The organism is Exiguobacterium sp. SH31 (assembly GCF_001816105.1).
Taxonomy (GTDB): domain Bacteria; phylum Bacillota; class Bacilli; order Exiguobacteriales; family Exiguobacteriaceae; genus Exiguobacterium; species Exiguobacterium aurantiacum_A.
Map to the genome: position 1 here is coordinate 1 of NZ_LYTG01000062.1, position 20,646 is coordinate 20,646.

Annotated in this window: 24 protein-coding genes; 13 read left to right on the forward strand and 11 right to left on the reverse strand. The window is 51.9% G+C overall.

The features are described from left to right. Nucleotides 1-218 precede the first annotated feature (218 nt). Nucleotides 219-1,679 (forward strand): alanine/glycine:cation symporter family protein, encoded by a 1,461-nt coding sequence (locus A6395_RS09015; RefSeq protein ID WP_071398753.1) that lies wholly within the window; start codon nt 219-221, stop codon nt 1,677-1,679. Nucleotides 1,680-1,724: 45 nt separating this feature from the next. On the opposite strand, the gene A6395_RS09020 is transcribed toward A6395_RS09015, so the two are convergent. Then, nucleotides 1,725-2,525, reverse strand: coding sequence for a formate/nitrite transporter family protein (locus tag A6395_RS09020; RefSeq protein WP_071398754.1), 801 nt, complete (start codon nt 2,523-2,525; stop codon nt 1,725-1,727). Between the two features lie 96 nt (nt 2,526-2,621). Then, nucleotides 2,622-3,008 carry a VOC family protein gene (locus tag A6395_RS09025; protein ID WP_070328049.1) on the reverse strand — a complete coding sequence of 129 codons (387 nt, stop codon included), beginning with the start codon at nt 3,006-3,008 and terminating at the stop codon, nt 2,622-2,624. Nucleotides 3,009-3,088: 80 nt separating this feature from the next. Between A6395_RS09025 and A6395_RS09030 the strand changes: the two genes are divergently transcribed. Genes A6395_RS09030 through A6395_RS09040 form a run of 3 tightly spaced genes read left to right on the forward strand, consistent with a single transcriptional unit; the run spans nt 3,089 to nt 6,366 of the window. Continuing rightward, complete coding sequence (locus tag A6395_RS09030) at nt 3,089-4,207, forward strand: GTPase (RefSeq protein ID WP_071398755.1); 1,119 nt, start codon at nt 3,089-3,091, stop codon at nt 4,205-4,207. Nucleotides 4,208-4,219: 12 nt separating this feature from the next. After that, nucleotides 4,220-5,362, forward strand: coding sequence for a YcjF family protein (locus A6395_RS09035; protein ID WP_070328051.1), 1,143 nt, complete (start codon nt 4,220-4,222; stop codon nt 5,360-5,362). Nucleotides 5,363-5,403: 41 nt separating this feature from the next. Then, nucleotides 5,404-6,366 (forward strand): 2-hydroxyacid dehydrogenase, encoded by a 963-nt coding sequence (locus A6395_RS09040; protein WP_071398756.1) that lies wholly within the window; start codon nt 5,404-5,406, stop codon nt 6,364-6,366. A gap of 42 nt (nt 6,367-6,408) precedes the next feature. Here the strand turns inward: A6395_RS09040 and A6395_RS09045 are convergent, their stop codons facing one another. From A6395_RS09045 to A6395_RS09060, 4 genes are all read right to left on the reverse strand, one after another. Further along, on the reverse strand, nt 6,409-7,095 hold the full coding sequence (locus A6395_RS09045) for a YflT domain-containing protein (protein ID WP_071398757.1): 687 nt from the start codon (nt 7,093-7,095) through the stop codon (nt 6,409-6,411). Nucleotides 7,096-7,108: 13 nt separating this feature from the next. Then, entirely contained in the window at nt 7,109-7,624 is a 516-nt protein-coding gene (locus A6395_RS09050) for a YflT domain-containing protein (protein ID WP_071398758.1), read from the reverse strand. Between the two features lie 114 nt (nt 7,625-7,738). Beyond that, a complete protein-coding gene (locus tag A6395_RS09055; RefSeq protein ID WP_071398759.1) occupies nt 7,739-8,560 on the reverse strand; it encodes a hypothetical protein in 822 nt (273 codons plus the stop codon). Nucleotides 8,561-8,639: 79 nt separating this feature from the next. Beyond that, nucleotides 8,640-9,053, reverse strand: a complete 414-nt coding sequence (locus A6395_RS09060; RefSeq protein ID WP_071398760.1) for a methylglyoxal synthase — start codon at nt 9,051-9,053, stop codon at nt 8,640-8,642. Between the two features lie 225 nt (nt 9,054-9,278). Here A6395_RS09060 and A6395_RS09065 point away from each other — a divergent pair, with 225 nt between their 5' ends. Then, a complete protein-coding gene (locus A6395_RS09065; RefSeq protein WP_071398761.1) occupies nt 9,279-11,054 on the forward strand; it encodes a mechanosensitive ion channel in 1,776 nt (591 codons plus the stop codon). A 116-nt stretch (nt 11,055-11,170) separates the two neighbouring features. Continuing rightward, the gene (locus A6395_RS09070) at nt 11,171-12,649 is read left to right on the forward strand and encodes an HD domain-containing phosphohydrolase (protein WP_084813019.1); all 1,479 of its coding nucleotides are present in this window, start codon (nt 11,171-11,173) and stop codon (nt 12,647-12,649) included. Between the two features lie 40 nt (nt 12,650-12,689). Here A6395_RS09070 and A6395_RS09075 read toward each other — a convergent pair whose 3' ends face one another. Further along, the gene (locus A6395_RS09075) at nt 12,690-12,992 is read right to left on the reverse strand and encodes an AzlD domain-containing protein (protein WP_071398763.1); all 303 of its coding nucleotides are present in this window, start codon (nt 12,990-12,992) and stop codon (nt 12,690-12,692) included. Then, on the reverse strand, nt 12,989-13,720 hold the full coding sequence (locus tag A6395_RS09080; protein ID WP_071398764.1) for an AzlC family ABC transporter permease: 732 nt from the start codon (nt 13,718-13,720) through the stop codon (nt 12,989-12,991). Before A6395_RS09080 ends, A6395_RS09075 begins: the two co-directional genes overlap by 4 nt. A 114-nt stretch (nt 13,721-13,834) precedes the next feature. Here A6395_RS09080 and A6395_RS09085 point away from each other — a divergent pair, with 114 nt between their 5' ends. Next, nucleotides 13,835-14,536: a CBS domain-containing protein gene (locus A6395_RS09085; protein WP_071398765.1), complete on the forward strand. Its 702-nt coding sequence runs from the start codon at nt 13,835-13,837 to the stop codon at nt 14,534-14,536. Here the strand turns inward: A6395_RS09085 and A6395_RS09090 are convergent. Both A6395_RS09090 and A6395_RS09095 read right to left on the reverse strand, forming a co-directional pair. Next, nucleotides 14,519-14,854, reverse strand: a complete 336-nt coding sequence (locus A6395_RS09090) for an antibiotic biosynthesis monooxygenase (protein WP_071398766.1) — start codon at nt 14,852-14,854, stop codon at nt 14,519-14,521. The two genes, A6395_RS09085 and A6395_RS09090, sit on opposite strands and share 18 nt — an antisense overlap. A gap of 79 nt (nt 14,855-14,933) precedes the next feature. Then, a complete protein-coding gene (locus A6395_RS09095; RefSeq protein ID WP_071398767.1) occupies nt 14,934-15,773 on the reverse strand; it encodes a M15 family metallopeptidase in 840 nt (279 codons plus the stop codon). Nucleotides 15,774-15,979: 206 nt separating this feature from the next. Here A6395_RS09095 and A6395_RS09100 point away from each other — a divergent pair, with 206 nt between their 5' ends. Then, nucleotides 15,980-16,198 (forward strand): hypothetical protein, encoded by a 219-nt coding sequence (locus tag A6395_RS09100; RefSeq protein ID WP_016507949.1) that lies wholly within the window; start codon nt 15,980-15,982, stop codon nt 16,196-16,198. A gap of 59 nt (nt 16,199-16,257) precedes the next feature. Next, entirely contained in the window at nt 16,258-16,725 is a 468-nt protein-coding gene (locus tag A6395_RS09105; RefSeq protein WP_071398768.1) for a hypothetical protein, read from the forward strand. A 15-nt stretch (nt 16,726-16,740) separates the two neighbouring features. On the opposite strand, the gene A6395_RS09110 is transcribed toward A6395_RS09105, so the two are convergent. Next, the gene (locus A6395_RS09110) at nt 16,741-17,847 is read right to left on the reverse strand and encodes a glycerol dehydrogenase (protein WP_071398769.1); all 1,107 of its coding nucleotides are present in this window, start codon (nt 17,845-17,847) and stop codon (nt 16,741-16,743) included. Nucleotides 17,848-18,229: 382 nt separating this feature from the next. Here A6395_RS09110 and A6395_RS09115 point away from each other — a divergent pair, with 382 nt between their 5' ends. The 4 genes from A6395_RS09115 to A6395_RS09130 all read left to right on the forward strand — a co-directional run bounded on the left by A6395_RS09115 (nt 18,230) and on the right by A6395_RS09130 (nt 20,596). Then, on the forward strand, nt 18,230-18,889 hold the full coding sequence (locus A6395_RS09115; RefSeq protein WP_071398770.1) for a type 1 glutamine amidotransferase domain-containing protein: 660 nt from the start codon (nt 18,230-18,232) through the stop codon (nt 18,887-18,889). A 110-nt stretch (nt 18,890-18,999) separates the two neighbouring features. Next, nucleotides 19,000-19,425, forward strand: a complete 426-nt coding sequence (locus A6395_RS09120; RefSeq protein ID WP_016507911.1) for a DMT family transporter — start codon at nt 19,000-19,002, stop codon at nt 19,423-19,425. 11 nt (nt 19,426-19,436) lie between these two features. Beyond that, a complete protein-coding gene (locus A6395_RS09125) occupies nt 19,437-20,108 on the forward strand; it encodes a Crp/Fnr family transcriptional regulator (RefSeq protein WP_084813021.1) in 672 nt (223 codons plus the stop codon). 11 nt (nt 20,109-20,119) lie between these two features. Then, nucleotides 20,120-20,596, forward strand: coding sequence for a DMT family transporter (locus tag A6395_RS09130; protein ID WP_071398771.1), 477 nt, complete (start codon nt 20,120-20,122; stop codon nt 20,594-20,596). The last annotated feature ends 50 nt before the right edge of the window (nt 20,597-20,646 follow it).

Below are 20,646 nucleotides of genomic sequence, written 5' to 3' on the forward strand. Positions count from 1 at the left end.
TAAAAAAATAAAAATGATGATTTGTTCATTCTTCCGAAATAGTATGTAAGCGCTTTAAATGTCTGTTTTTCGGGCTTTTTGTCGCATATCATGTGAATTTTTTGTGAACTAACCTATAAAAAAATTGTTGCTAATTGTCAGAATCTTTGTATAATTCAGAACTAAGACATCATAAAAAATCTTCAACTTAGATTTCCACAACAGGGAGGAACTTATTCATGGAAGCTGTACAAAACTTGTTACAAGGAAGCGTCGACTTTTTAAACAACATTTTATGGTCGTACGTGCTTATCGTCGGATTGATCGGGGCCGGGATTTACTTTACGGTCAAGACAAGGTTTATGCAATTCCGCTATTTAAAAGAGATGTTCCGTGTCGTCACAGAAAAATCAGAGCTCACAGACAGTAAGAGTATCAGCTCGGCGAAGTCGTTCTTCATCGGAGCGGCAACACGAATTGGAACTGGTAACTTGGCCGGGGTCACGGTCGCGATCACACTCGGTGGACCGGGAGCGGTTTTCTGGATGTGGATCGTCGCCCTCGTCGGTGGCGCAACCGCAATGATCGAGAGTACGCTCGCTCAAGTGTATAAAGTAAAAGACGACGTCGCATACCGCGGCGGTCCAGCTTACTACATTGAAAAAGGTTTGAACAACCGAGTCCTCGGTATCATCTTCGCGGTGTTGATCGCCTTCACGTTCGGTCTCATCTTCAACTCGGTACAATCAAACACGATCGCAGCGGCGTTTGATAACGCGTTCGGTCTCGAAGCCGCAGTCGGTGGCGCTATCCTCGTCGTCTTGACAGGACTCGTCATCTTCGGTGGCGTCCAACGTGTCGCCAACTTCTCGGCAATCGTCGTACCAATCATGGCTGTTCTTTACTTGGCTATCGCCCTTTACGTCGTTGTTGTTAACATCGCGGAAATTCCTGCTGTGATTGGCATGATCTTCAAGAGCGCGTTCGGAATCGAGCAAGCGTTCGGCGGATCGGTCGGTGCGGCCATCATGATGGGCGTACGTCGTGGTCTCTTCTCGAACGAAGCTGGTATGGGTTCGGCACCGAACGCAGCAGCGACGGCAGAAGTGTCGCACCCGGCGAAACAAGGTTTCATGCAGACGCTCGGTGTCTTCTTGGATACGTTGATCGTCTGTACGGCGACAGCAGCCATCGTCCTTCTCTCAGATAGCTATGCGGCTGGTAACGGTGAAGGGATTGCACTCCTTCAAAACGCGTTATCTGAACAAATTGGTGCTTGGGCACCTGGCTTCATCGCAGTCAGTGTCTTCTTGTTCGCGTTCAGCTCGATCGTCGGTAGCTACTACTACGGCGAGACGAATATCGAGTTCATCAAGAAGAGTAAAGGCGCTGTCTTCGGTTTCCGCCTTCTCACGATGGGCTTTGTCTTCCTCGGTTCGGTCGCGAGCCTTGGCTTCGTTTGGAGCCTCGCCGACTTGTTCATGGCCGGTATGACACTCATCAACTTGGTCGCCATCTCGCTCCTCGGCGGCGTTGCCTTCAAAGTACTTCGTGACTACGAAGAGCAGCGGGCCCAAGGTCTCAACCCACGCTTCTCGGCCCGTAAGCTCGGCATCGAGAACACGGAATGTTGGGACGTTGACGAGGACGAAGTCGCAGAAGGTACGGTTCAAGTCGCCGCTGCTGATTCGTTAAAATAATCATTTACGCAACAACAGGGGCCCTGCATCGGGGCCCCTGTCTTTTTATGCGTTCTGGCGGAGCGTTTCCACGTTCGCCGTCCCAGGTTTTGCATTCAAATGGAGGTACGTGCCGGCGACGAACAAGGCGCCCCCGACAATATTGCCGAGTGTGGCAAACAGTAGATTATAGAGTGCGAGCCCGATATTGATGGCTTCAGACGGCACATAATAGAGGGCGAGCCCGAAGATACCCATGTTGGCGATCGAGTGCTCGAAACCGGCGGCGAAAAAGACGACGACCGGTAGCATCGTCAACATGATTTTGGCGACGTCGTTTTGCGTCTTGAGCGGCATGAAGATGGCGATACAGACGAGTACGTTACAAAGAATTCCTTTTAAGAAAATGGCGAGTGCGTCACCGCCCATTTTTTTGGCAGCTACGACTGTTAGCAAGTGGTCACTATTCATGTCACCCATGCTGTGGGCGCCAATCACAAGGATAGTGAGCAACAGCGCACCGACCAAGTTGCCGATCCAGCTGATGCCCCACACTTTGACGAGATCGCTCCAGGCGACACGTCCACGCTTCGCACCGGTATACAAGTACATCGTGTTACTCGTAAACAGCTCTCCGCCCATCCAGACGATAAAGACGAGTGCGACCGAGAAACTCATGCCGGCAAACAGCATCGTCCCTGGTACATCGATGAACATATTTCCGACCGTGAAAGCGAAGACGACGCCGATCCCGATCAAAAAACCGGCGACGAGCGAGCGAAGTGCGTATTGACCGAACGAGTGATGAAGGAGCGTCGCTTTTTTATGGGCGGCTTCTTCCATATAATCGATAACTTGTTTTTCCATTTGAATAAGACCTCCTTTAGACAACTTAAGTCTAGGAGGTCTTAAAAAAGTTTGCAATTGTTTTCACAAACTTTCGGTGAGGGGATTTGTATCCGTTCACATCGTCGCCACGAGTTCGACTTTGATGCGATCCGGGTCTTCGAAATAGAGCGCGACGTAGTTCGGACCGCCGGCATACGGAAAACGGTCGGCGTACAGCTCGTTGAAGCCGTAACGGGACAAGCGGCTGCGAAAAGATTCGAGTTGCTCCACCGATTCAGCGTGAAAGGCGAGGTGGTTCAGTCCTGTTCGCTTCCGATGGTACGAGGGTTCGAGGTATGCCGGTTCGGTTTGAACGAAGACGAGGTACGTCTCACCATGACGATAACTTTTTCCGTGTTCCCATTGTTGGTATACCGTATACCCAAGCTCTGTGAGGAGCCAATCCCAAGCGATTAAACTTTTGTTCAAGTCAGAAACATAGAGCTCTACGTGGTGAAGCATGCGTCTCATCCTTCCGTCGGACGTTTCAAAAGCGGCCGTTTAGTATAATGGTATTATACAACGACTGCAGGGGGAAACAAATGGACAACACGGGGCTTGTCTCGAACATATTGATCGCGGGAAAAACAGGCGTCGGCAAGAGCGCCTTCTTGAACTATATTTACGGACGTGACGTGGCCGAGTCGCGGGCGGGCAGCCCGGTGACGGCAGAAGGTCTGCACGAATACGAGTATTACGATCTTGAGCGCGGGATCTTGTTCCGCTTTTTTGATACGTGGGGGCTTGAAGCCGACCGGTCTGAAGAATGGCATGAAGCGGTCATCGCCGTCGTCAATAAGCGGGAAGGTGCACTCGACATCGCTGACTGGTTCCACACGATTTATTATTTGCTGTCGATCAACTCAGGGCGTGTCGAAACGTATGAGCTCGAGGCGATTTTGAAGCCGCTTTACGCGAAAGAGAGTAACGTCACCATCATCTTGACGAACTATAATCCGGACAGCGCGATGAACGTGGAGAAAGCCGAGGCGATGGAAGACGTCTTGATGCGAGAACTTGGCATCAATCGTGACGCCATGATCCGGGTGAACAGTGTCGAGAAAAAGCTGTTGAGCGGACAAGTCGTACCGACGCTCGGTTATGAAGGGGTCTGGCAACGTAATCGAACGAACCTCTGGCAGGATGTCGAGCGGAAATTACCGCTCAACTTGACCCGGCATTTATTGGACGAGCTCGAAGCGTGGCGCGACCGGAGTTACCGTTCGGCTGAAAAAATTCGGATGATCACCCCGCAAGCGATGATCAGCTGGAAAGCGCGTCAAATCGAAAAAGATTTGGAGAGCACGCTCGAACAGGCCGCGCTCACGACAGAAGAAGCGATGGCGCAGGGGGTCCGTCATTACATTCAACTGATGGAGCGCTATCCGCTCGTCGGCAAACAAGCGGACGTCGGTTTCAAGACGCGCCGGGTCGAACTCGGCTTTGATTATTCATTTAAGCGGACGATTCGAAAGATGGTGCTCGGGATGATTCCGGGTATTCATTTCATTTACTGGGCGTTCAAGCGCCGGACAGCGGAGCGGGGCATCAAAAAAGCCATCGACCAACAGTATGAGACGGTCAGGGAAGCGATTGTTCAGGACGTGCAACGTGGATTCGAGAACGAGATGAAGCAACTTGGGCGTACGCTCAATCAATGAGGAGGAAGTCATATGGAGAAAAAAGCGCCATTTAATTTAGATACGTACGATTTGAAAGAAGAGTTGGGTCGTCTGCGAGGCGAAGTCAAGAAGCCGAACATTTTAATCGCCGGTGCGACCGGTTCTGGGAAGAGCTCGGTCGTCAACCATGTGTTCGGTCGTGATTTGACGAAAGTGGCGGCCGGCGAGCCGGTGACGCGTGGAATCCACCAGTTCATGAGTGATGACATCGCGATCGTCCTCTACGATAGCGAAGGGTACGAGATCGGAAGTGAGCGTCAACAGGCTTATGCCGATGAAGTCATCGGCTTCGTCGAACGGGCGCAGACAAAACCTGCGGCCGAGCAGATGCACCTCGTCTGGTACGCTATCAACGCCTCGATGAAACGGGTCACACCGCTCGATCGGACGCTGATCAAACAGTTGAACGACGTCACTTCTGTCGCAGTCTTATTGACGCAAATCGATCAAGTCGACATGGATGAATTGACGGCGCTGCGAAACGAATTAGCTGGAGTCGTACCGGAAGACGCAATTTTTCAGGTGAGTGTCGCCGGTGAGTTATTGAACGATGCTGAACTTCGGGACCACCTTGACTGGGAACGTCTCGTCACATGGTCGGTCGACCAGCTCGACCAGTCACTTCAAGAAGGATTGCTCATGGAGATTCATGCGGAGAGCGAAGCGATGCTCAAGCTGAAACGCAAGAAGGCGAACCGGATCATCTCGGGCTATGTCGCGAGTGCTGGGACGGCTGCTGCCGTGCCACTCCCGTTCGCGGATGCGATCGCGTTGACACCGATCCAAGTGACGATGAGCGTCCACTTGTTCCGTTATTGGGGCGTCAAAGCGAGCGATGACATGTTGAAAACGTTGATTGGTAGCACGATCATCCCGCAAATCGGACGGACGCTTTCGAAGACGCTGTTGTTGAACGTCATGAAGTTCTTCCCAGGTGCGAACGCGGCGGCGAGTGTGATCAATGCGACAGTGGCATCCGGGATCACCTGGGCTATCGGACTTGCCATCAATGAAGTCGCGTATCGCAATGCGATGGACTCCTCGAAGACGATCGAGCAACTGCTCAACAGTGACTTTAGTTCATTGTTCGATCAGTTCATAAAAGAGAATCCGATGTCTAAAGACAAATCTTGATTCGAAGTTTGTTACGATGAGAAAGAACAGGGGGAATGGATATGAAGAAACGAATTTACATCACACGATGTCTGCCAGAAGAAGCAGTGGCGCCGCTGCGAGATAAGTATGACGTCCGCATGTGGGACGAAGAGGCGGTGAGCGTACCGCGTGACGTCTTGTTGAAAGAAGCAGCATCGGCTCATGCGCTATGGACGATGCTCAGCGACACGATCGACCGCGAGTTGATCGAACAGGCGCCTGACCTCGAAGTCATCTCGAACTTGGCCGTCGGTTATAACAACATCGACATCGAAGCGGCAAAACAGCACGGTATCGTCGTGACGAACACACCGGACGTCTTGACCGAGACGACAGCGGACCTCGCGTTCGGACTCATGATGATGACCGGGCGCCGGCTCGGAGAGGCAGAACGTGATTTGCGGGCGGGGGAATGGAAATCGTGGACACCGATGGGCTACGTCGGGATGGACCTGCATCAGGCGAAGCTCGGGATTATCGGGATGGGACGCATCGGCGAGGCGGTCGCACGCCGGGCCCGCGGCTTTGACATGGACGTCTTGTACCATAATCGGACGCGTCGTCATGAATCGGAGTCGATGTACGGATTCGTCTACGCCGAACTCGATGACTTGCTCGAGCAGTCGGATTTCGTCGTCGTGCTCGCACCGCTCACCGAACAGACGCGTGGCATGATTGGCGCCGACCAGTTTGCCAAAATGAAAGACACGGCCGTCTTCATCAATGTCGCCCGCGGCGAGATCATTGATGAGTCGGCACTCTACGAGGCGTTGAAAGCCAAGCAAATTTGGGCGGCGGGGCTCGACGTGTTCGCGAAAGAGCCGGTGACGATGGACAATCCGCTCTTGACGCTTCCGAACGTTACGACGTTGCCGCATATCGGCAGCGCAACGATCAAGACACGCCTCTCGATGATGGCGCTCAACCGGGATGCCATCGTTAACGTACTCGAAGGGAAAGAACCAAAAAATCGATTGACGTAAAAAAGAGGAACCTGACGCCGTCAGGTTCCTCTTTTCTGTCCATTAAAAGCGGCGAATGTTGTCTGGATCTTCAACATCGTTGCGTAGAGCACGGTCATCGAGACCACGAAGCTTCGCTTCTTTATCGTTCAGTTTGGCCTTTTCGTCCAGTGTGTCTTGCTCTGGATCGACGGCTCGATTCGGATTGTCTGATGAGGATTCGTTGAACGGTTTTGAGTCGATCTCTAGGCCGTCGTCATTGCGATGCTCTCGCGTAGTCGACTTGTCGTTTGATTCGTTGAACGGCTTCGAATCGACTTCCAAACCGTCAGCAGTATGATGTCCTTGATGGCTCGTATCGTGTTTCGACTCGTTATAAGGCGTCGAATCGATCGTCAAACCTTCATTGTGACGGCGTTCATAGTCTTCATCGACATAGATCAAAATCTTGCCCGCCTCGACGTCACTGTAATGGCGATTCACTTCTTCTTCGCTCAACCCCATGTTGCGGAGCCCGGCGTGAACGTCTTCATGACCGCTCAAGAACGACCGGACTTTGTCGAACCAACCCGTATCGTGCGAGGCCTCGGTGTGCACGTCCGTTTTACGGCGCAAAATCGAGACGCTGTCCTCATGTTTGGCGACGACGTAAATGTCTGAGTCTTTGTATCCTTTAGCGCGTAGCTCCTCAATCTTTCCTAGAGCTGATTCTTGCGTGTCGTACATGCTAATAAATCGTTTCTCACTCATGGTTGTCTCCTCCTTATAATCGGCGATGGTCTTCTAAGCCGGAATGTCCTCGTACAATCGAATCTTCTTTCGTACCGCTTGGTTCTTCATCATGATCATTGAACGGTTTGGCGTCGAATGCGATGCCGTCTGCCTTTTCACCTTTATCGTGGTCGAGCTCGCTGTCTTTTTTATACATATTCGGATAGCGCTCGTACGAATGTTTATCGACGTAAAGCAACAGTTTGCCGTCGTCGATGGCTGCATAATATTCCTCGGCCTCGGCATCGCTAAGACCCATATTACGCAGCTCATCGCGAATCCGGTCGCTGCCGTGAAGGAATGCTTTGACGCGGTCTAGCCAATTGACATCACGAATCCCGGACTCAGCGTTCACATCGGTGTGATAGCGCAATGCGGAAATTTCCCCGTCCCGCTTGGCTACGACGTGCATATTCTTCTCCGCTTCCCCGGCTTTTTTGAGTTCGTCCACTTTGTCCATCACTTCTTGCTCGCTATGAAATAACCCGATCATTTTACGGTCTGACATGGTCTGCCCCCTTTATCATCTCGTCTTACGATTAAATTGACGTCACGGTAATAGTAATTTCCGTTCTGACGAATGTTCAAACAAAAAACGCCATCTCATCTGAGACTGGCGTCATTAATAGTAAATGGTCATCGTATCGTTCCCGAGATGGCAACGCGTGCTCTTCCAGACAAACTCGGCGAGTGTCCACAGCGCCATGAAGCCGCTGATTGCTAACAACACTAACGCGTAGATCGGCGTCAATTGAATTAAAAACGACCATCCGAGTGTGAACAGGAGCGGTTGGATCAGGATCACGAAGCCGACATACACGAGAATGATGAGCAGTGCGAACAAGATGCGGCGTCCAATTGTCTGAAAGTGGTGACGGAAGCGCGTCAGTAAACCGAAGACGGCACCGGTCAGTAAGACTGGCAACACGAAGGCGAAGTAATCGAGCGGATACGAAGCCATCGGTGCTCTGAACAGCCGCAGACTGAACAAGTCGTCCATGACGAGCAACAGGTTGGCGTAAGCGAACGCGAGCACCATGCCGAGCAGCCAGCCGAACTGGTTCCAAATGCGGCGAGACGATTTGATCGCCTCAATTTTTGTGTAGGCGAGAAACGAGACGTCACGCTTTTCGATGTCTTGAAGTTCGAGCTGCGTCTCGTTCAACCGCTCGACGGCCCAGTCGAACTCACGGTTCGCCTGCACCTTCTCATGCATTTTAAGTTCGCCCGACTGCTCGATGATGGAGCGGTAACGGCGACGATACTCGTCGTTCGTTTTTGGTTTTTCGATCAAGAACATCGCATAGGCGCGTGGGTCTTGACTCGTCAGGCCTTCTAGGGATTGACCGCTTCTTTCAGCTTGTTGAATATACCCGGCCAAGCTGTTGAGCAAGCGCTCCGCTGTTGAGTTGTCGTCTAACAGTTCAGACAGATGTGTTCGCACTTGTTCGTAAAATTGCTGTACGGTCGGATCGTTCGATACATGTGGGTTCAGGACAATTCCTCTCTTCTATATAAAATAGTCATACAGGCGGTTCGTCGTTATGGGAAAGTTTGAGCGATTCAAAGTCGCCTTGTTCGATGCTGCGAATCAAGATTTCACTTCCGCCCATGTTTGTGGCGAGCGGGATCGAGTAGACGTCACAGAGGCGCATCAATGCACTCACGTCCGGCTCGTGGGGTTGTGCGGTCAACGGGTCGCGGAAGAAGATGATCATATCCATCTCTCCACGGGCGACCGAGGCGCCGATTTCTTGGTCACCACCGAGCGGTCCCGACTTAAAGCAATGGACCGGAAGTCCCGTCGCTTCGGCGACACGTTTTCCGGTCGTCCCCGTCGCAAACAAATGGTGTTTCTCTAATATGTGAGAATAGGCTTTGACGAGTACGATTAAATCATCTTTTTTCTTATCATGGGCAATCAGAGCGATGTTCATCTTGACTCCTCCTTAAAAAGACTCTTCTTAATTCGTATCATATTTGAACTAGAAAGACACGCCTTGTTTATTGAGGTAAAATTTTCCTAGAAAATAATTTTCCCAGTTAATATTTATTCCGGGATGCGAATTGTCTATGTTTAGGCATATGAAAATGTTGGTATTTATACAGAGAGTCGTATGAAATAATAATCATTTTAAAAAGAGATTGGAGGAAGATGTCGGATGAACGATACAACGTATAATTTCAACACGTTCATGTCTTGGTTGCCAGAGCTCTTGCTTGCACTGCTTGTCCTTGTCGTCGGTTTTACTGTGGCGAAAGTTCTGGAAAACGTGACGCGTAAAGCGCTGCGTAAAGCACGCCTCGACGATCGTGTTGGTGTCAAGCAAGAAGGGGAGCCGGGTAAACCCGGAAGAGAAGAAAAGCGGTGGACACCTGAACGGATCATCGCGAAAGTCGTCTTCTTTGGAGTATTGCTTCTCGCATTCTTAATCATCTTCGAATTTATGAACGTGCCAGCTATCACGCAGCCGTTTAGCCAAATCTATGAAGGCTTCTCAGGTTTAATTACCGGAGTCGTCAAAGCAGGTCTCATTCTACTCGTCGCCTGGATCATCGCGACGCTCTTGAAAAAAGCGATTCAAATGGCTGGTCATCGCCTCAACTTGAGCAAGTTGATGGAGAAGACAGGTCAGGAGTCGACAAGTGTCAATCAGACGAAATGGGTCGACACGGTCGCGAACATCGTCTTCTACTTGGTGCTGTTGCTAGCACTTCCTGCCGTTCTTGACGCGCTAGGTCTTCGAGGCATCAGTGGACCGTTTGAAGACTTGTTGAACAGTTTCCTCGCCTTCATTCCGAAACTCGTCGCAGCAGCACTCATCTTTGCGATCGGCTATATCGTCGCGAAAATTGTCCGCGATATTTTGACGAAGTTCTTGGAAGCGGCAGGACTCAACAAGTTTGCCGAGAAACTTCACTTGGCAGATTACGTGAAAGGATCAAGCCTTGCGAAAGCGGTCGGTACGGTCGTCTTCATCTTGATCATGATCCCAGTCACGATTTCAGCACTTGAGGCACTCGACATTCGAGGTATCTCAGACCCTGCCATCTCCATGTTGAACAACGTCTTGGCCATGATCCCGAACATCATCGTCGCGATCGTCTTGATTCTCGCTGGTGTGTTCGTTGCCAAATGGCTCAAAGGGGTGGTCGTATCCCTTCTTGAGAATTTGGGCGTCAACTCGCTCGCAAGCAAGATGGGTCTCGGTGGACGTTCGACATCATCGACGTCGATTGCTCAAGTAATCGGTACGATCGTTCAAATCATCATCATCTTGTTGTTCGTGTCGGAAGCCCTACAAGTCGCTAACCTCGACTTCATGGCCTCGCTCGCGACTGCAATCTTTGCTTACTTGCCGATGGTCATTGCAGCCATCATCGTCTTGGCGGTCGGTTTCTGGCTCGCCAATATGGCAGAGCGTCTCGTCGGCAGCGTGCTCGTCGATGCGTCAGGTCAACCGAGCGTACTACGCCACGTCGCTAAGTATGCGATTCTCGGGATCGCTTTCTTCATGGCAATCAGTCAGCTCGGCATCGCGCCGATGATCGTCAATACGGCGTTCCTGCTTATCCTCGGTGCTGTCGCCCTTGCGTTCGGACTTGCCTTCGGTCTCGGTGGACGTGAAACAGCAGCTCGCTATTTGAAAAAAGCTGAGAAGAGTATCGATGAGACGGAAGTATCGAAAGAAGGTCTCGAACAAGAGAAAGTACAAATGAATCAAGAAGCCGAAGCTGCGAAGCGTCAGGCGAAACAAGGTATCGATCAATCGAAACGTGAATCGGATCAAACGAAGCAAGAGTTGAAACGTGAAACGAGTCGGACAACGGATGTGACGAACGTGGACGGTCCAGAACCGAACCCGTTCCATGAAAACGTCACGCCAGATCAAGATAACCGTTCACTTGACGACAACGAAGGTCCACTTCGTCCATAATCAGTGAATTGAGCGAGTCTCTCTAGTGAGAGGCTCGTTTTTTATGTTGTGAAAAAGGGTGATTTTTGGTCGATAAACAGAATGAGAGAAGTCGGTGAAGAATAGGAGGGATCAAAGTGTTTGAACGCTTTCAAAATACGTTAATTATGAATTACATCGTCGGTTCAGGGATCGCGGTGTTCGGAGTCGGGGGTCTGTTCATCTTCCAAACGCTCGAACTATCCCGTGCTGAAGTGATGTCTTTGTTTGCGATCATGGCGGTGTCGGGTGTGGTCATGATCAGTTTGGAGCTAGTCATGTATCGGCGTCACATTCGGCCGATTCAGAGCGTCTTTCGAAGTGAGACGCCTAGTTACGAAGCGCTTCAACAGGCGTTCGATCAGACGAGTCACTTTCCGACGTTGACGGTGAAGCGTATACTAGGACCGCATTTATTTGGCCTTTCAGTGCCGGCGATGAGCTTGACCGCGTTGGCGATTCAACAAAACTGGATCAATTTGCCGTACCGTTTGATTGGAATGGCGGCTTTTGGGGCGGTATTGATTGCGATTTTACATGCGCTCATCGAGTTCTTTTTGACGTATCGATCGGTCGAGCCGTTGTTGCTTCATTTACAAGAGCAAAGTGAGCAGCTGTACGATACACCGCTCCAGGCGTCGTACCAGTCAATTAGCGTCCGGACGAAGCTTTTGATCAGTATGCTCGTCATCGGGGTGTTTCCGGTCATGTTGTTCATTCTCGCTTCGGGCGTCCAACTGTCGACTGTCGATCAAGTCGACGCATATTGGCGTTGGGCCGGGTTGATCTTGGTCGTGATCGTCGGTGTCGCGACGTTCAGCAGCCTGCTCCTATACGACAACATTAAGCGTCCGCTCGCCACGTTGACACAAGGGATCGAACAGCTCGATGCCGGTGAGTTGAAACCGATCGACAACCCGTATGCTGATGAATTCTCGCAGCTGGTGAACGGGTTCAATCAGATGGTGAAGAACGTCAATGAACGTGAGGAAGAAAACGAGCAACTCCTGAACAGCTTGTTCGTGTTGTTCGCGGCTACACTCGACGCCCGTGATTCCTACACGGCCGGCCATTCGGAACGGGTTGCCGCCTACTCTGTCGAACTGGCATATGCGTTAGGCTTGCCGCAGGCACAAATCGAATTACTCCGCAAATCGGCGCTGCTTCATGATATCGGAAAGATCGGGATTCGTGACGACGTTTTGTTGAAAGAAGGAAAGCTGACAGACCACGAGTTCGCCCAAATTCAAGAGCATCCGACAATCGGGATTCATATTTTGAATCAGATCACGTTGCCGGTCTCACTCCAGCCACTCATGACGGGCGTACGGTCACACCATGAACGAATCGACGGGAACGGCTATCCAGACGGATTGTCCGGTGAAGCCATCCCGCTGTTCGGCCGTATCATGGCAATCGCTGACGCCTACGACGCGATGACGTCAGACCGTCCGTATCGGCAAGGGATGCCTGTCGAGAAGGCGCTGTCGATTTTAGAGAGCGGGCGCGGTACCCAATGGGACGCGACGTTCGTCGATGTGTTCGTTCGGTTGCGCCGTGAGGCGTTGTCCGCCTAAATGACAAACAGGTCTGTCTCCGCGGAGACAGACCTGTTTGTCAGATGAACGTTTCGACGACGTACACCCCAAGGATGCCGCCGAGCACGACGAGCATCAAATTGACACGCAGTAAGGCGAGCATGGTGGCGAAGACGCCTCCGGCCAAAGCTGACGACAGGCCGCTCGTCGAATAGAGAATGCCTGGAAAAATCAAGCTCGCGAGCACGGCATACGGCGTGAACAATAAGAAACGCTTCAAGAGCGGCGGTAACTTCAAGTCGCGCAGCCAAAGGAGCGGAACGAGCCGCGGGACGTACGTGACGAGCGCCATAGCGAGGACGAGCAGGAACAGACTGATCATGTTACGCCCTCCTGTTCATAAAGCAAGGCGCCGACCCCGGCGGCGACGATTGTCGCGATGATGATACTCAAACCCGATGATAGCGGAATGAATGGGGCGACACCCCAATAGAGCACGGCTTGGGTCACGACGGCAAGCGCCGCGACGACGATGACCGGTTTTCGCGTGAGTGATGGGACGAGCAATCCGATGAACATGGCGTACAAGGCGATGCCCATGCTCGCCTGGACCGACTGGGGGAGACCGAAGGCGAGAAATACGCCGATCCATGTCCCGACGTTCCAAGCGAAAAAGGCGATCAAGTTCAAACCGAGGACAAAGTGGCCACGTGTCGCTTCGTTTCGAGTCGAGGCGACACTGAACGTTTCATCGGTCACTCCGAATGCGATGGCTGCCAGGAAACGGTTCGAGGTTGTCTCGATCCGTTGCGACAGCGAGGCCGACATGAGGAAATGGCGCAAGTTCAAAATGAACGTCGTCAAGACGATCTCCCAATACATCGAGCCGGCCATGATCAATTGAATACCGATAAATTGGCTCGCACCGGCAAAGATGAATAACGACATGGCCAACGTGATGACGTTTGGCATATCGAACGATTTGGCGAGGAGGCCAAACGCGATCGCGATTGGAATATAACCGACCGCAACCGGGATGCCGGCACGCATCCCGGAGCGGAATGCGTCTCGATTGGATAAGGGCGTAGCTTGCTGGATCGGGGTCGCCATCGGCTCTCCTCCTTTCAAAAATAGGTGATGTCCATTCATTCGATACGAAGGAATGGTTTCCTGCTCAAACGATTCAAAAATAGGGTATAGATAGGCGATAAGGGGAGTGAACATATGAGTCGAGCCGAAGAATTTATCGCATCGTACCACCGGATTGAAGATTATTTGAGCCGCGAGATGGGAGACGGACAACATTTCAGCTTCAGCAACATGGTCAACCGTCTCGCCAAGCATAATCCGATCATCGAGCGGTATAAAGAAGATTTGCACCAAATGAGTCAGTTACGCAATGCGATTGTCCACGAACGACGAGAGCCTGATTTCATTATCGCCGAACCGCACGACTCGATCGTCGAGTTGATTCTCGAAGTCGAACGAGAGCTGTTGCATCCGCGTCAAGTCATTCCGCTGTTTCGTAAACTCGTGACGACGTTTAATGCCGATGACGCGTTAGTCAAGGTGCTCGGTGAGATTCGAGATAAAAACTATTCCCAGTTCCCGGTCTATAACACTGACGGCTCGTGGCGCGGGTTATTGACAAAAAAAGGAGTGACCAGCTGGCTCGCCGAGACAATCGACGGCCCGCACGTGTCACTCGAAGGCGTTCAAGTTAAAGACGTACTTCATTACGATCCGCACCTTCGCCGTTACCGTTTCGTTGCGAAGGAGACGTCCGTCATTGAGGCGCATCAACATTTCATCAACATGAAAGACGGTGTGCGCCTCGACGCGCTCTTGATCACCGAGACCGGGGAAGAGCGTGAACCGCTTCTCGGTATCATCCGACCGCAAGATATTTTATACGTGATTGGTTGAGGCCATGTGCTCGATCGCGACCTCGTATTGGGTGACGGTATTTCCAAGGACGACGGGCTTCACTTCAGACGTGCCGTCATCCCGTTTTTTATGGGCGTGTTTATAGGCACCGCTGTCGCGCCAATTTTCAAAGCTCGCAGCGTCGCGCCATGTCGTCATGATCACGACTTGATCTTTCGTTTCGTCAGACGTATCGGTCAACACTTGCATGCGGATAAATCCGTCCATCAACTCGATTCCTTTTGTCGTCTGGAACCGGGCTTTAACCGCATCGACTTTCCCTTTTTCAACATCTAGTTTGTTCATTACAATCCACATCGAGATGTCCTCCTCTGCAAATTCGTACATGTCTAGTATACATGGGGCACCTCGCTTCCCTATGGCTAGATGCTCGGACTTAGCGTTTGCTCCACCACTCCTCGAACGTCCAGTTGTTTTGTTTCATCGTCGTCGCTTCCTTCACACCGACGTAGCGAAGATGCCACGGCTCATAGTTGTAGCCGGTGATCTTTTCTTTGCCTTTTGGATAGCGAACGATGTAGCCGTAGTGGTGCGCGTTTTGAATCATCCATTTCCCTTCAGGTGTCTGATCGAACGAGGCGTATAGTCCCATCCGCATCTGCTCGCTCGTCATATCGACGGCAAGTCCGGTCTGGTGCTCACTATGGCCGGGACGGGCGACATACATCGAGGCATAGGCCGTGCCGCGAGCGTTGACCCAATAATTGTAGAGTGATTTTTGCGTGGCGTAGGACCGGTACGCGCTCAATGCGTAAAGCGTGTGTCCTTGTTTTCGGCCGTCATAGTAGAGACGAGCGAGCGCGTGCGCCGCCTCGGCAGCCATGAGCGTCCGTTCGCTTCCTTTCGCATAGACGGTCGGGATGGTGAGCGTGACGAGTTGACGGGACCGATAGGACGCGGACAAACCGTGTTGCTTGTTGACGAGCCGCAATCGCTCCGTTGACGTGAGTTTCGGGATACCGGCCTTTAGATTGCTCGATGGTGTGAAGTAACGGGTGCTCCCGATGTAGACGTTCGACCAGCTTCGATTGTACGTTGTGTAACGGACGGGTGTGTTGGTGAGGAGTGTCTTGGCGACCGGTGACGATTGCATGGCCCGCCAGTATAGTTTCGTCGTCTTGATCGTGTAGCCGGGCTGAGGTGACGGTGTGGCGGCATAAGTAGACGAGGCGGTGAAGACGAGTACGAGGATGAGCAGCAGGCGGATGAGTTTCATTAGGACGACCCCCTTATGCATGGATAGTTTTCCTTTCCCTTTTTTTGAAATGATGAAAAGACGAGTGATTAGGGAATACTCAAACGACAGTCTCCGTCTCGTGACCCGATAGATGTACTGCCCCAGCCCGATGTGCCGGGGGCTTAAACGAAGTAAACTGGTTGTATAGACAAGCACTGTGCAACAGAAGAGAGGAGTGGACGCATATGGAACTTATTTTTGGCTTACCGTTGTTATTGCTCGTCCTATTCTTTGCCTTTTTGTATTTCAATATCAAAGGGTTATCGAATATGTGGAAAGACTATAACCGGACGAAGTCGATGATCCCGCTCGGTTTTTTCATCATCGCGATCCTCGGAATCTTTACCGGGGTTTGGACGTGGCTCGTCATTTTGATCTACTACGCCGTTCGTCCGAAAGAGTGACTTGACACCGTGTGCGAAAGCGCATGGTGTTTTTGGTATACTGGGGACGAGGTGTTGTCATGGAGAAGTTGATCAAGGCGTGGTTCATCATCACGCTCATCACATTTATGTTATTCAAGCTCGGTGAGACGATGACGGCCGCCTATACGGAGCCAGCGGGCGAAGGAAACCCGTACGTGCTCGTCTTATTGGTCGGCTGGCCGTTCGTCTTGTTGTTTATTTGGATCACGATTCGGCTCGCCAGGAGAACGGTCGCGTCGGTGAATGGTCTCGCGCGGGTCGGTCTTTTCGCCGGGAGCGTATTGATGGCGGGAATCGGTCTATACGTGAACCTCGGGCAGGCAAGTTCGTTGCGGGACGGGATACGAGCTTCTGAAAATGCGGCGTACGCGTCGGGTTGGAACCAGTTCACGAACATTATTTACGCGAATCAACTGACGTTTTTCGTGCTGACGGTCAGCTGTATGGCGCTCGGCATCGTCGTCTCATTCGTAACTTCAACTAAAGACGAGGAACGGCTCAAGTAGCCGTTCCTCGTCTTTTTAGGTTAGTTTGCTTTGGTAGAGGCGGGCGTAACGGTCGGCGGCGATGATGGCGTCGGCCACATCTTCAGGCGACACGTCGAAACCGCTATGAATCGTTTCCCCTTCAGCGGTCGCTGCTTGACCGACTTTCAAGATATCTTCTCGTGACGCGTCTTTCAGTTTCACGTCTTCGAGCGTGACCGGCAAATTAAGCGCCATGTAAAGGGCGACGTACCGTTCGAACTCGGCTTGCGTCCGTCCTTCAAGCGCGAGCTGGACGAGTGTCCCGAACGCGACTTTCTCACCGTGCGTCAAATGATGGATCTCCCCGTCTAAGGCGGTGAAGCCATTATGGATGGCGTGGGCTGCCGCCAATCCACCGCTCTCGAAACCTAGACCGCTCAATAGCGTGTTCGCTTCCACGACATCTTCAAGCGCTGGCGTGACAACTTTTGCTTTTACCGATTCATAAGCCGGAATCCCATAATCGAACAAGACTTCTTCACAGCGTTTGGCGATCGCTTCGGCGGCGATCGTCGGGACGCCGCCTGCCATTGTCTTGCCCCCGAACGAGAGGACGCTCCGGACCTCGACCCACGTCGCGAGCGCGTCGGCGATCCCTGAGGCGAGGAAGCGGGCCGGGGCTTCGGCAATCAGTTTCGTGTCAACGAGGACCAAATCGGGATTCTTCTTATAAAACCGGTAACTCTCAAAATTACCTTCATCCGTATAGATGACCGAGAGGGCACTCGTCGGGGCGTCAGTCGAGGCGATGGTCGGCACGATGACGATGCGGGCATTAAGCGCATCGGCGACGGCTTTGGCCGTGTCGAGCGTTTTCCCGCCGCCCATGCCGATGACGAACGCCGTCTCGTTCGCTTCTGCCGCCTTGGCGATCCGTTCGATCTCGTGACGTGACGCCTCCCCGACAAAGTCGGCTTTCTCGGCGTTCACACCGCTCGACGTCAACGAGGCGGTCACCCGTTCCCCGATCAAGCTCCAGACGATATCGTCAGCGATGAGAAGTGCCTGTGAACCGAAATGCCCGACATACTCTCCGATCCGGTCAATCGTATTCTTGTCTTGCACATACTTTGCGGGACTGATGAAAACGCGTTCTGACATATTCAACATCCTTTCTCAAATGAATGTGGCGATAGGACAACATTGGTCTGTTCCCGATTTAAGGCGTGTTTCAAACGAACAATCATGTGACAGCTCAGCGAAGCGAGGTCACATGTTCGTCCACATTCCACCGAGTACTACAAGGACGACAATCAAAGCGGCGACAGCGAGAAATCCCCATTCAAGTATCGATTTGGTCACGATGGTTCCCTCCTGATGACTGATAATCCGAGTATAACGAGTTCAGGCGCCGCTCCTGTTTCAAAAAAATGACCAGGTCAAAAAAAGAGTGACGTCTCGTCGTGTCGAGCGTTCGATGGTTTGAATCGAACCACAACGGGAACATTTAATTCGTATGCTTATTTCAGAAGGAGGAAATCACATGTCTAAACACGTACTGATCGTCACGACATCTGCCAATAAATTAGAGAACGGCCACGAAACAGGGTTATGGCTCGGGGAGTTCGCTGAACCGTACCTTTTGTTCGAGAAACAAGGCTACAAAGTAACGATTGCTAGTATCGAAGGTGGAGACGTGCCAATCGATGCGAACAGCCTAGAAGACGGATTACCGGAAGAAATCTTAAATACGAAAACCTTGTTGAAAGATACGGTCCGCCTTGATCAAGTAGCGGATGAAACATATGATGCTGTCTTCCTTCCAGGTGGACACGGGACAGTCGTCGACTTCCCAGGAAGCGAGACGTTACAGCGTGTCGTTCGAGACGTATACGAGAGCGGCAATATCGTTGCAGCTGTCTGTCACGGCCCGATCGGCCTTGTCAACGTCAAGTTGAGCAACGGCGAACCACTCGTAAAAGGTAAGCGCGTGACTGGATTCACGGATGCTGAAGAAGTCGAGATGCAACTCGATTCAGCTGTACCGTTCTTGTTAGAGACGGCACTTCGTGAGAAGGGCGGAGATTTTGACAAAGCCGACAATTGGGCTGTCAACGTCGCCGTCGATGATCGCCTTGTCACGGGACAAAACCCGCAGTCTTCTGAGCAAGTCGCGGAAGAAATCGTGAAAATTTTAGGATGATGATGCGAACAACCAAGGGCTTGACCTAGGTTGTTCTTTTTTTTGGACATATGTCCTTTTCAAGCATCTTATTCTCGCGTACAGTCAGACGAGGAGAATAGGAGGTAAGTATGGGAATCATTTTTGCAGTACTCTCAGGCACGTTCATCGCGCTACAAGGCATCTTTAACGCCAAGCTCGGTTACGCGGTCGGGGCCTGGTTGTCCGTCACGATCGTCCACTTTGTCGGACTCATCCTCGCTTTGGGCATTTATGCGTTCAAACGTGATGCAGACATGACGGCGTTCCGGCGTGTGCCATGGTATTACAGTTTAGGCGGGTTGTTTGGCGTCTTCGTCGTCTTCGGAGAGCTGACGGCCATCCAGCAACTCGGTGTGACGTGGGCAATCTGCGTGTTGCTCGTCGCCCAATTGATCGGGGCGTTCCTTATCGATTTGAACGGTTGGTTCGGGGTGAAGAAGAAGCCTGTCAATCAAGGTCAAATCATGGGACTCGCCTTGATGGTTGTCGGTATCGGGATTTATACATTCACGTGAGGAGGGGTGACATGGGGGTTGAAGCTGCGTTAACACGCCTTAACTGGCACCATCTTTTTTCGACGGAGACACTCGCGGCGTCGTCGATCGTGACATTTCCAACCGGTGCGATGTTGTGTGCGAACGATCAAACGATTGAGTCGTTGTTCGTCGTTTTAGAGGGACGCGTCAAAATTTATACGTTGAGCGAGGAAGGGAAACTGAGACTCTTGCGGTTGAAGACGGCGCCGTCTTTGATTGGCGATATTGAGTACGCCAGCGGCCGGGACGTCCTGCATACGGTCGAAGCGGTCGGGGCGGTCACGTGTCTGCGCATCCCGTTTGAAGCGCTGCGGGCGCATAACCGGACGATCGAGTTCACGGAACACCTGCTCCGTGGAGTGTCGGAAAAGTTATTTATTGAGGCGAACGCCTCCTCGAATCATCTGATGTCGACGCTTGAAGAGCGGTTAGCAGGCTATCTCGTCTCACTCAGTGCGTCAGGAAATGAGTTGTTCCAACAAGAGATGAGTCAGTTGAAACGGAAAGAAGTCGCCGAATGGCTCGGGACGAGCTATCGCCACTTGAATCGGACGCTGCAGGCGTTCGCGGACGAGGGACTCGTCGAACGGAGTCGGACGAAAGTGAAGATTCTCGACGCGAAACGATTAAACGAACGTGCCAATGGCATGGTGTATGAATAAGGAGGCAGTTCATGTTAGTAGGAATTATTTGTTCAGCGGTGGCCGGCGCGTTCATCAGTGTACAAGCGGCGGTCAATGCCAAAATGAACGTGTATTTAGGAGCTTGGGCAACGACCGTGCTCGTCTTTATCGTCGGGTTCGTCGGCTCGCTTGTCCCGCTCGTACTCTTCGGTGGGAACATCCGCGGCGTGTTCGACATTTCACCGATTTATGCGCTCGGTGGTTTGCTCGGTGTCGGTGTTGTATTTTGTGTGATGCGCAGCATCCAACTGCTCGGCCCGACATTATCCGTCTCGATCATCCTCGTCTCCCAGTTGATTTGGGCACTCGGTGTCGACCTCTTCGGAGCGTTCGGAATGCCGCGGTTATCACTGTCACCAGGCCAAATCATCGGGTTGATGATCTTGCTACTAGGGGTGATTGTATTCAAACAAGCTCAGGCGGCAGCAATCGATCGTCAAGCGACGGAACAGGCTACTTCGCAATGAAGTGGCTTTTTTTGTGAGCAAAACGGGTACAGGTGGATAATGAATCTCTG

Excerpts from the sequence above, each read along its gene's own strand:
- A6395_RS09075 (WP_071398763.1), bottom strand. The coding sequence starts at position 12,992 with ATGATCAGTCTGTTCCTGCTCGTCCTCGCTATGGCGCTCGTCACGTAC.
- A6395_RS09090 (WP_071398766.1), bottom strand. The coding sequence starts at position 14,854 with ATGTGGATTGTAATGAACAAACTAGATGTTGAAAAAGGGAAAGTCGAT.
- A6395_RS09030 (WP_071398755.1), top strand. The coding sequence starts at position 3,089 with ATGGACAACACGGGGCTTGTCTCGAACATATTGATCGCGGGAAAAACA.
- A6395_RS09120 (WP_016507911.1), top strand. The coding sequence starts at position 19,000 with ATGGGAATCATTTTTGCAGTACTCTCAGGCACGTTCATCGCGCTACAA.
- A6395_RS09080 (WP_071398764.1), bottom strand. The coding sequence starts at position 13,720 with ATGGCGACCCCGATCCAGCAAGCTACGCCCTTATCCAATCGAGACGCA.
- A6395_RS09060 (WP_071398760.1), bottom strand. The coding sequence starts at position 9,053 with ATGAACATCGCTCTGATTGCCCATGATAAGAAAAAAGATGATTTAATC.
- A6395_RS09115 (WP_071398770.1), top strand. The coding sequence starts at position 18,230 with ATGTCTAAACACGTACTGATCGTCACGACATCTGCCAATAAATTAGAG.
- A6395_RS09040 (WP_071398756.1), top strand. The coding sequence starts at position 5,404 with ATGAAGAAACGAATTTACATCACACGATGTCTGCCAGAAGAAGCAGTG.
- A6395_RS09045 (WP_071398757.1), bottom strand. The coding sequence starts at position 7,095 with ATGAGTGAGAAACGATTTATTAGCATGTACGACACGCAAGAATCAGCT.
- A6395_RS09050 (WP_071398758.1), bottom strand. The coding sequence starts at position 7,624 with ATGTCAGACCGTAAAATGATCGGGTTATTTCATAGCGAGCAAGAAGTG.
- A6395_RS09025 (WP_070328049.1), bottom strand. The coding sequence starts at position 3,008 with ATGCTTCACCACGTAGAGCTCTATGTTTCTGACTTGAACAAAAGTTTA.
- A6395_RS09035 (WP_070328051.1), top strand. The coding sequence starts at position 4,220 with ATGGAGAAAAAAGCGCCATTTAATTTAGATACGTACGATTTGAAAGAA.
- A6395_RS09130 (WP_071398771.1), top strand. The coding sequence starts at position 20,120 with ATGTTAGTAGGAATTATTTGTTCAGCGGTGGCCGGCGCGTTCATCAGT.
- A6395_RS09105 (WP_071398768.1), top strand. The coding sequence starts at position 16,258 with ATGGAGAAGTTGATCAAGGCGTGGTTCATCATCACGCTCATCACATTT.
- A6395_RS09085 (WP_071398765.1), top strand. The coding sequence starts at position 13,835 with ATGAGTCGAGCCGAAGAATTTATCGCATCGTACCACCGGATTGAAGAT.
- A6395_RS09110 (WP_071398769.1), bottom strand. The coding sequence starts at position 17,847 with ATGTCAGAACGCGTTTTCATCAGTCCCGCAAAGTATGTGCAAGACAAG.
- A6395_RS09100 (WP_016507949.1), top strand. The coding sequence starts at position 15,980 with ATGGAACTTATTTTTGGCTTACCGTTGTTATTGCTCGTCCTATTCTTT.
- A6395_RS09065 (WP_071398761.1), top strand. The coding sequence starts at position 9,279 with ATGAACGATACAACGTATAATTTCAACACGTTCATGTCTTGGTTGCCA.
- A6395_RS09095 (WP_071398767.1), bottom strand. The coding sequence starts at position 15,773 with ATGAAACTCATCCGCCTGCTGCTCATCCTCGTACTCGTCTTCACCGCC.
- A6395_RS09015 (WP_071398753.1), top strand. The coding sequence starts at position 219 with ATGGAAGCTGTACAAAACTTGTTACAAGGAAGCGTCGACTTTTTAAAC.
- A6395_RS09020 (WP_071398754.1), bottom strand. The coding sequence starts at position 2,525 with ATGGAAAAACAAGTTATCGATTATATGGAAGAAGCCGCCCATAAAAAA.
- A6395_RS09125 (WP_084813021.1), top strand. The coding sequence starts at position 19,437 with ATGGGGGTTGAAGCTGCGTTAACACGCCTTAACTGGCACCATCTTTTT.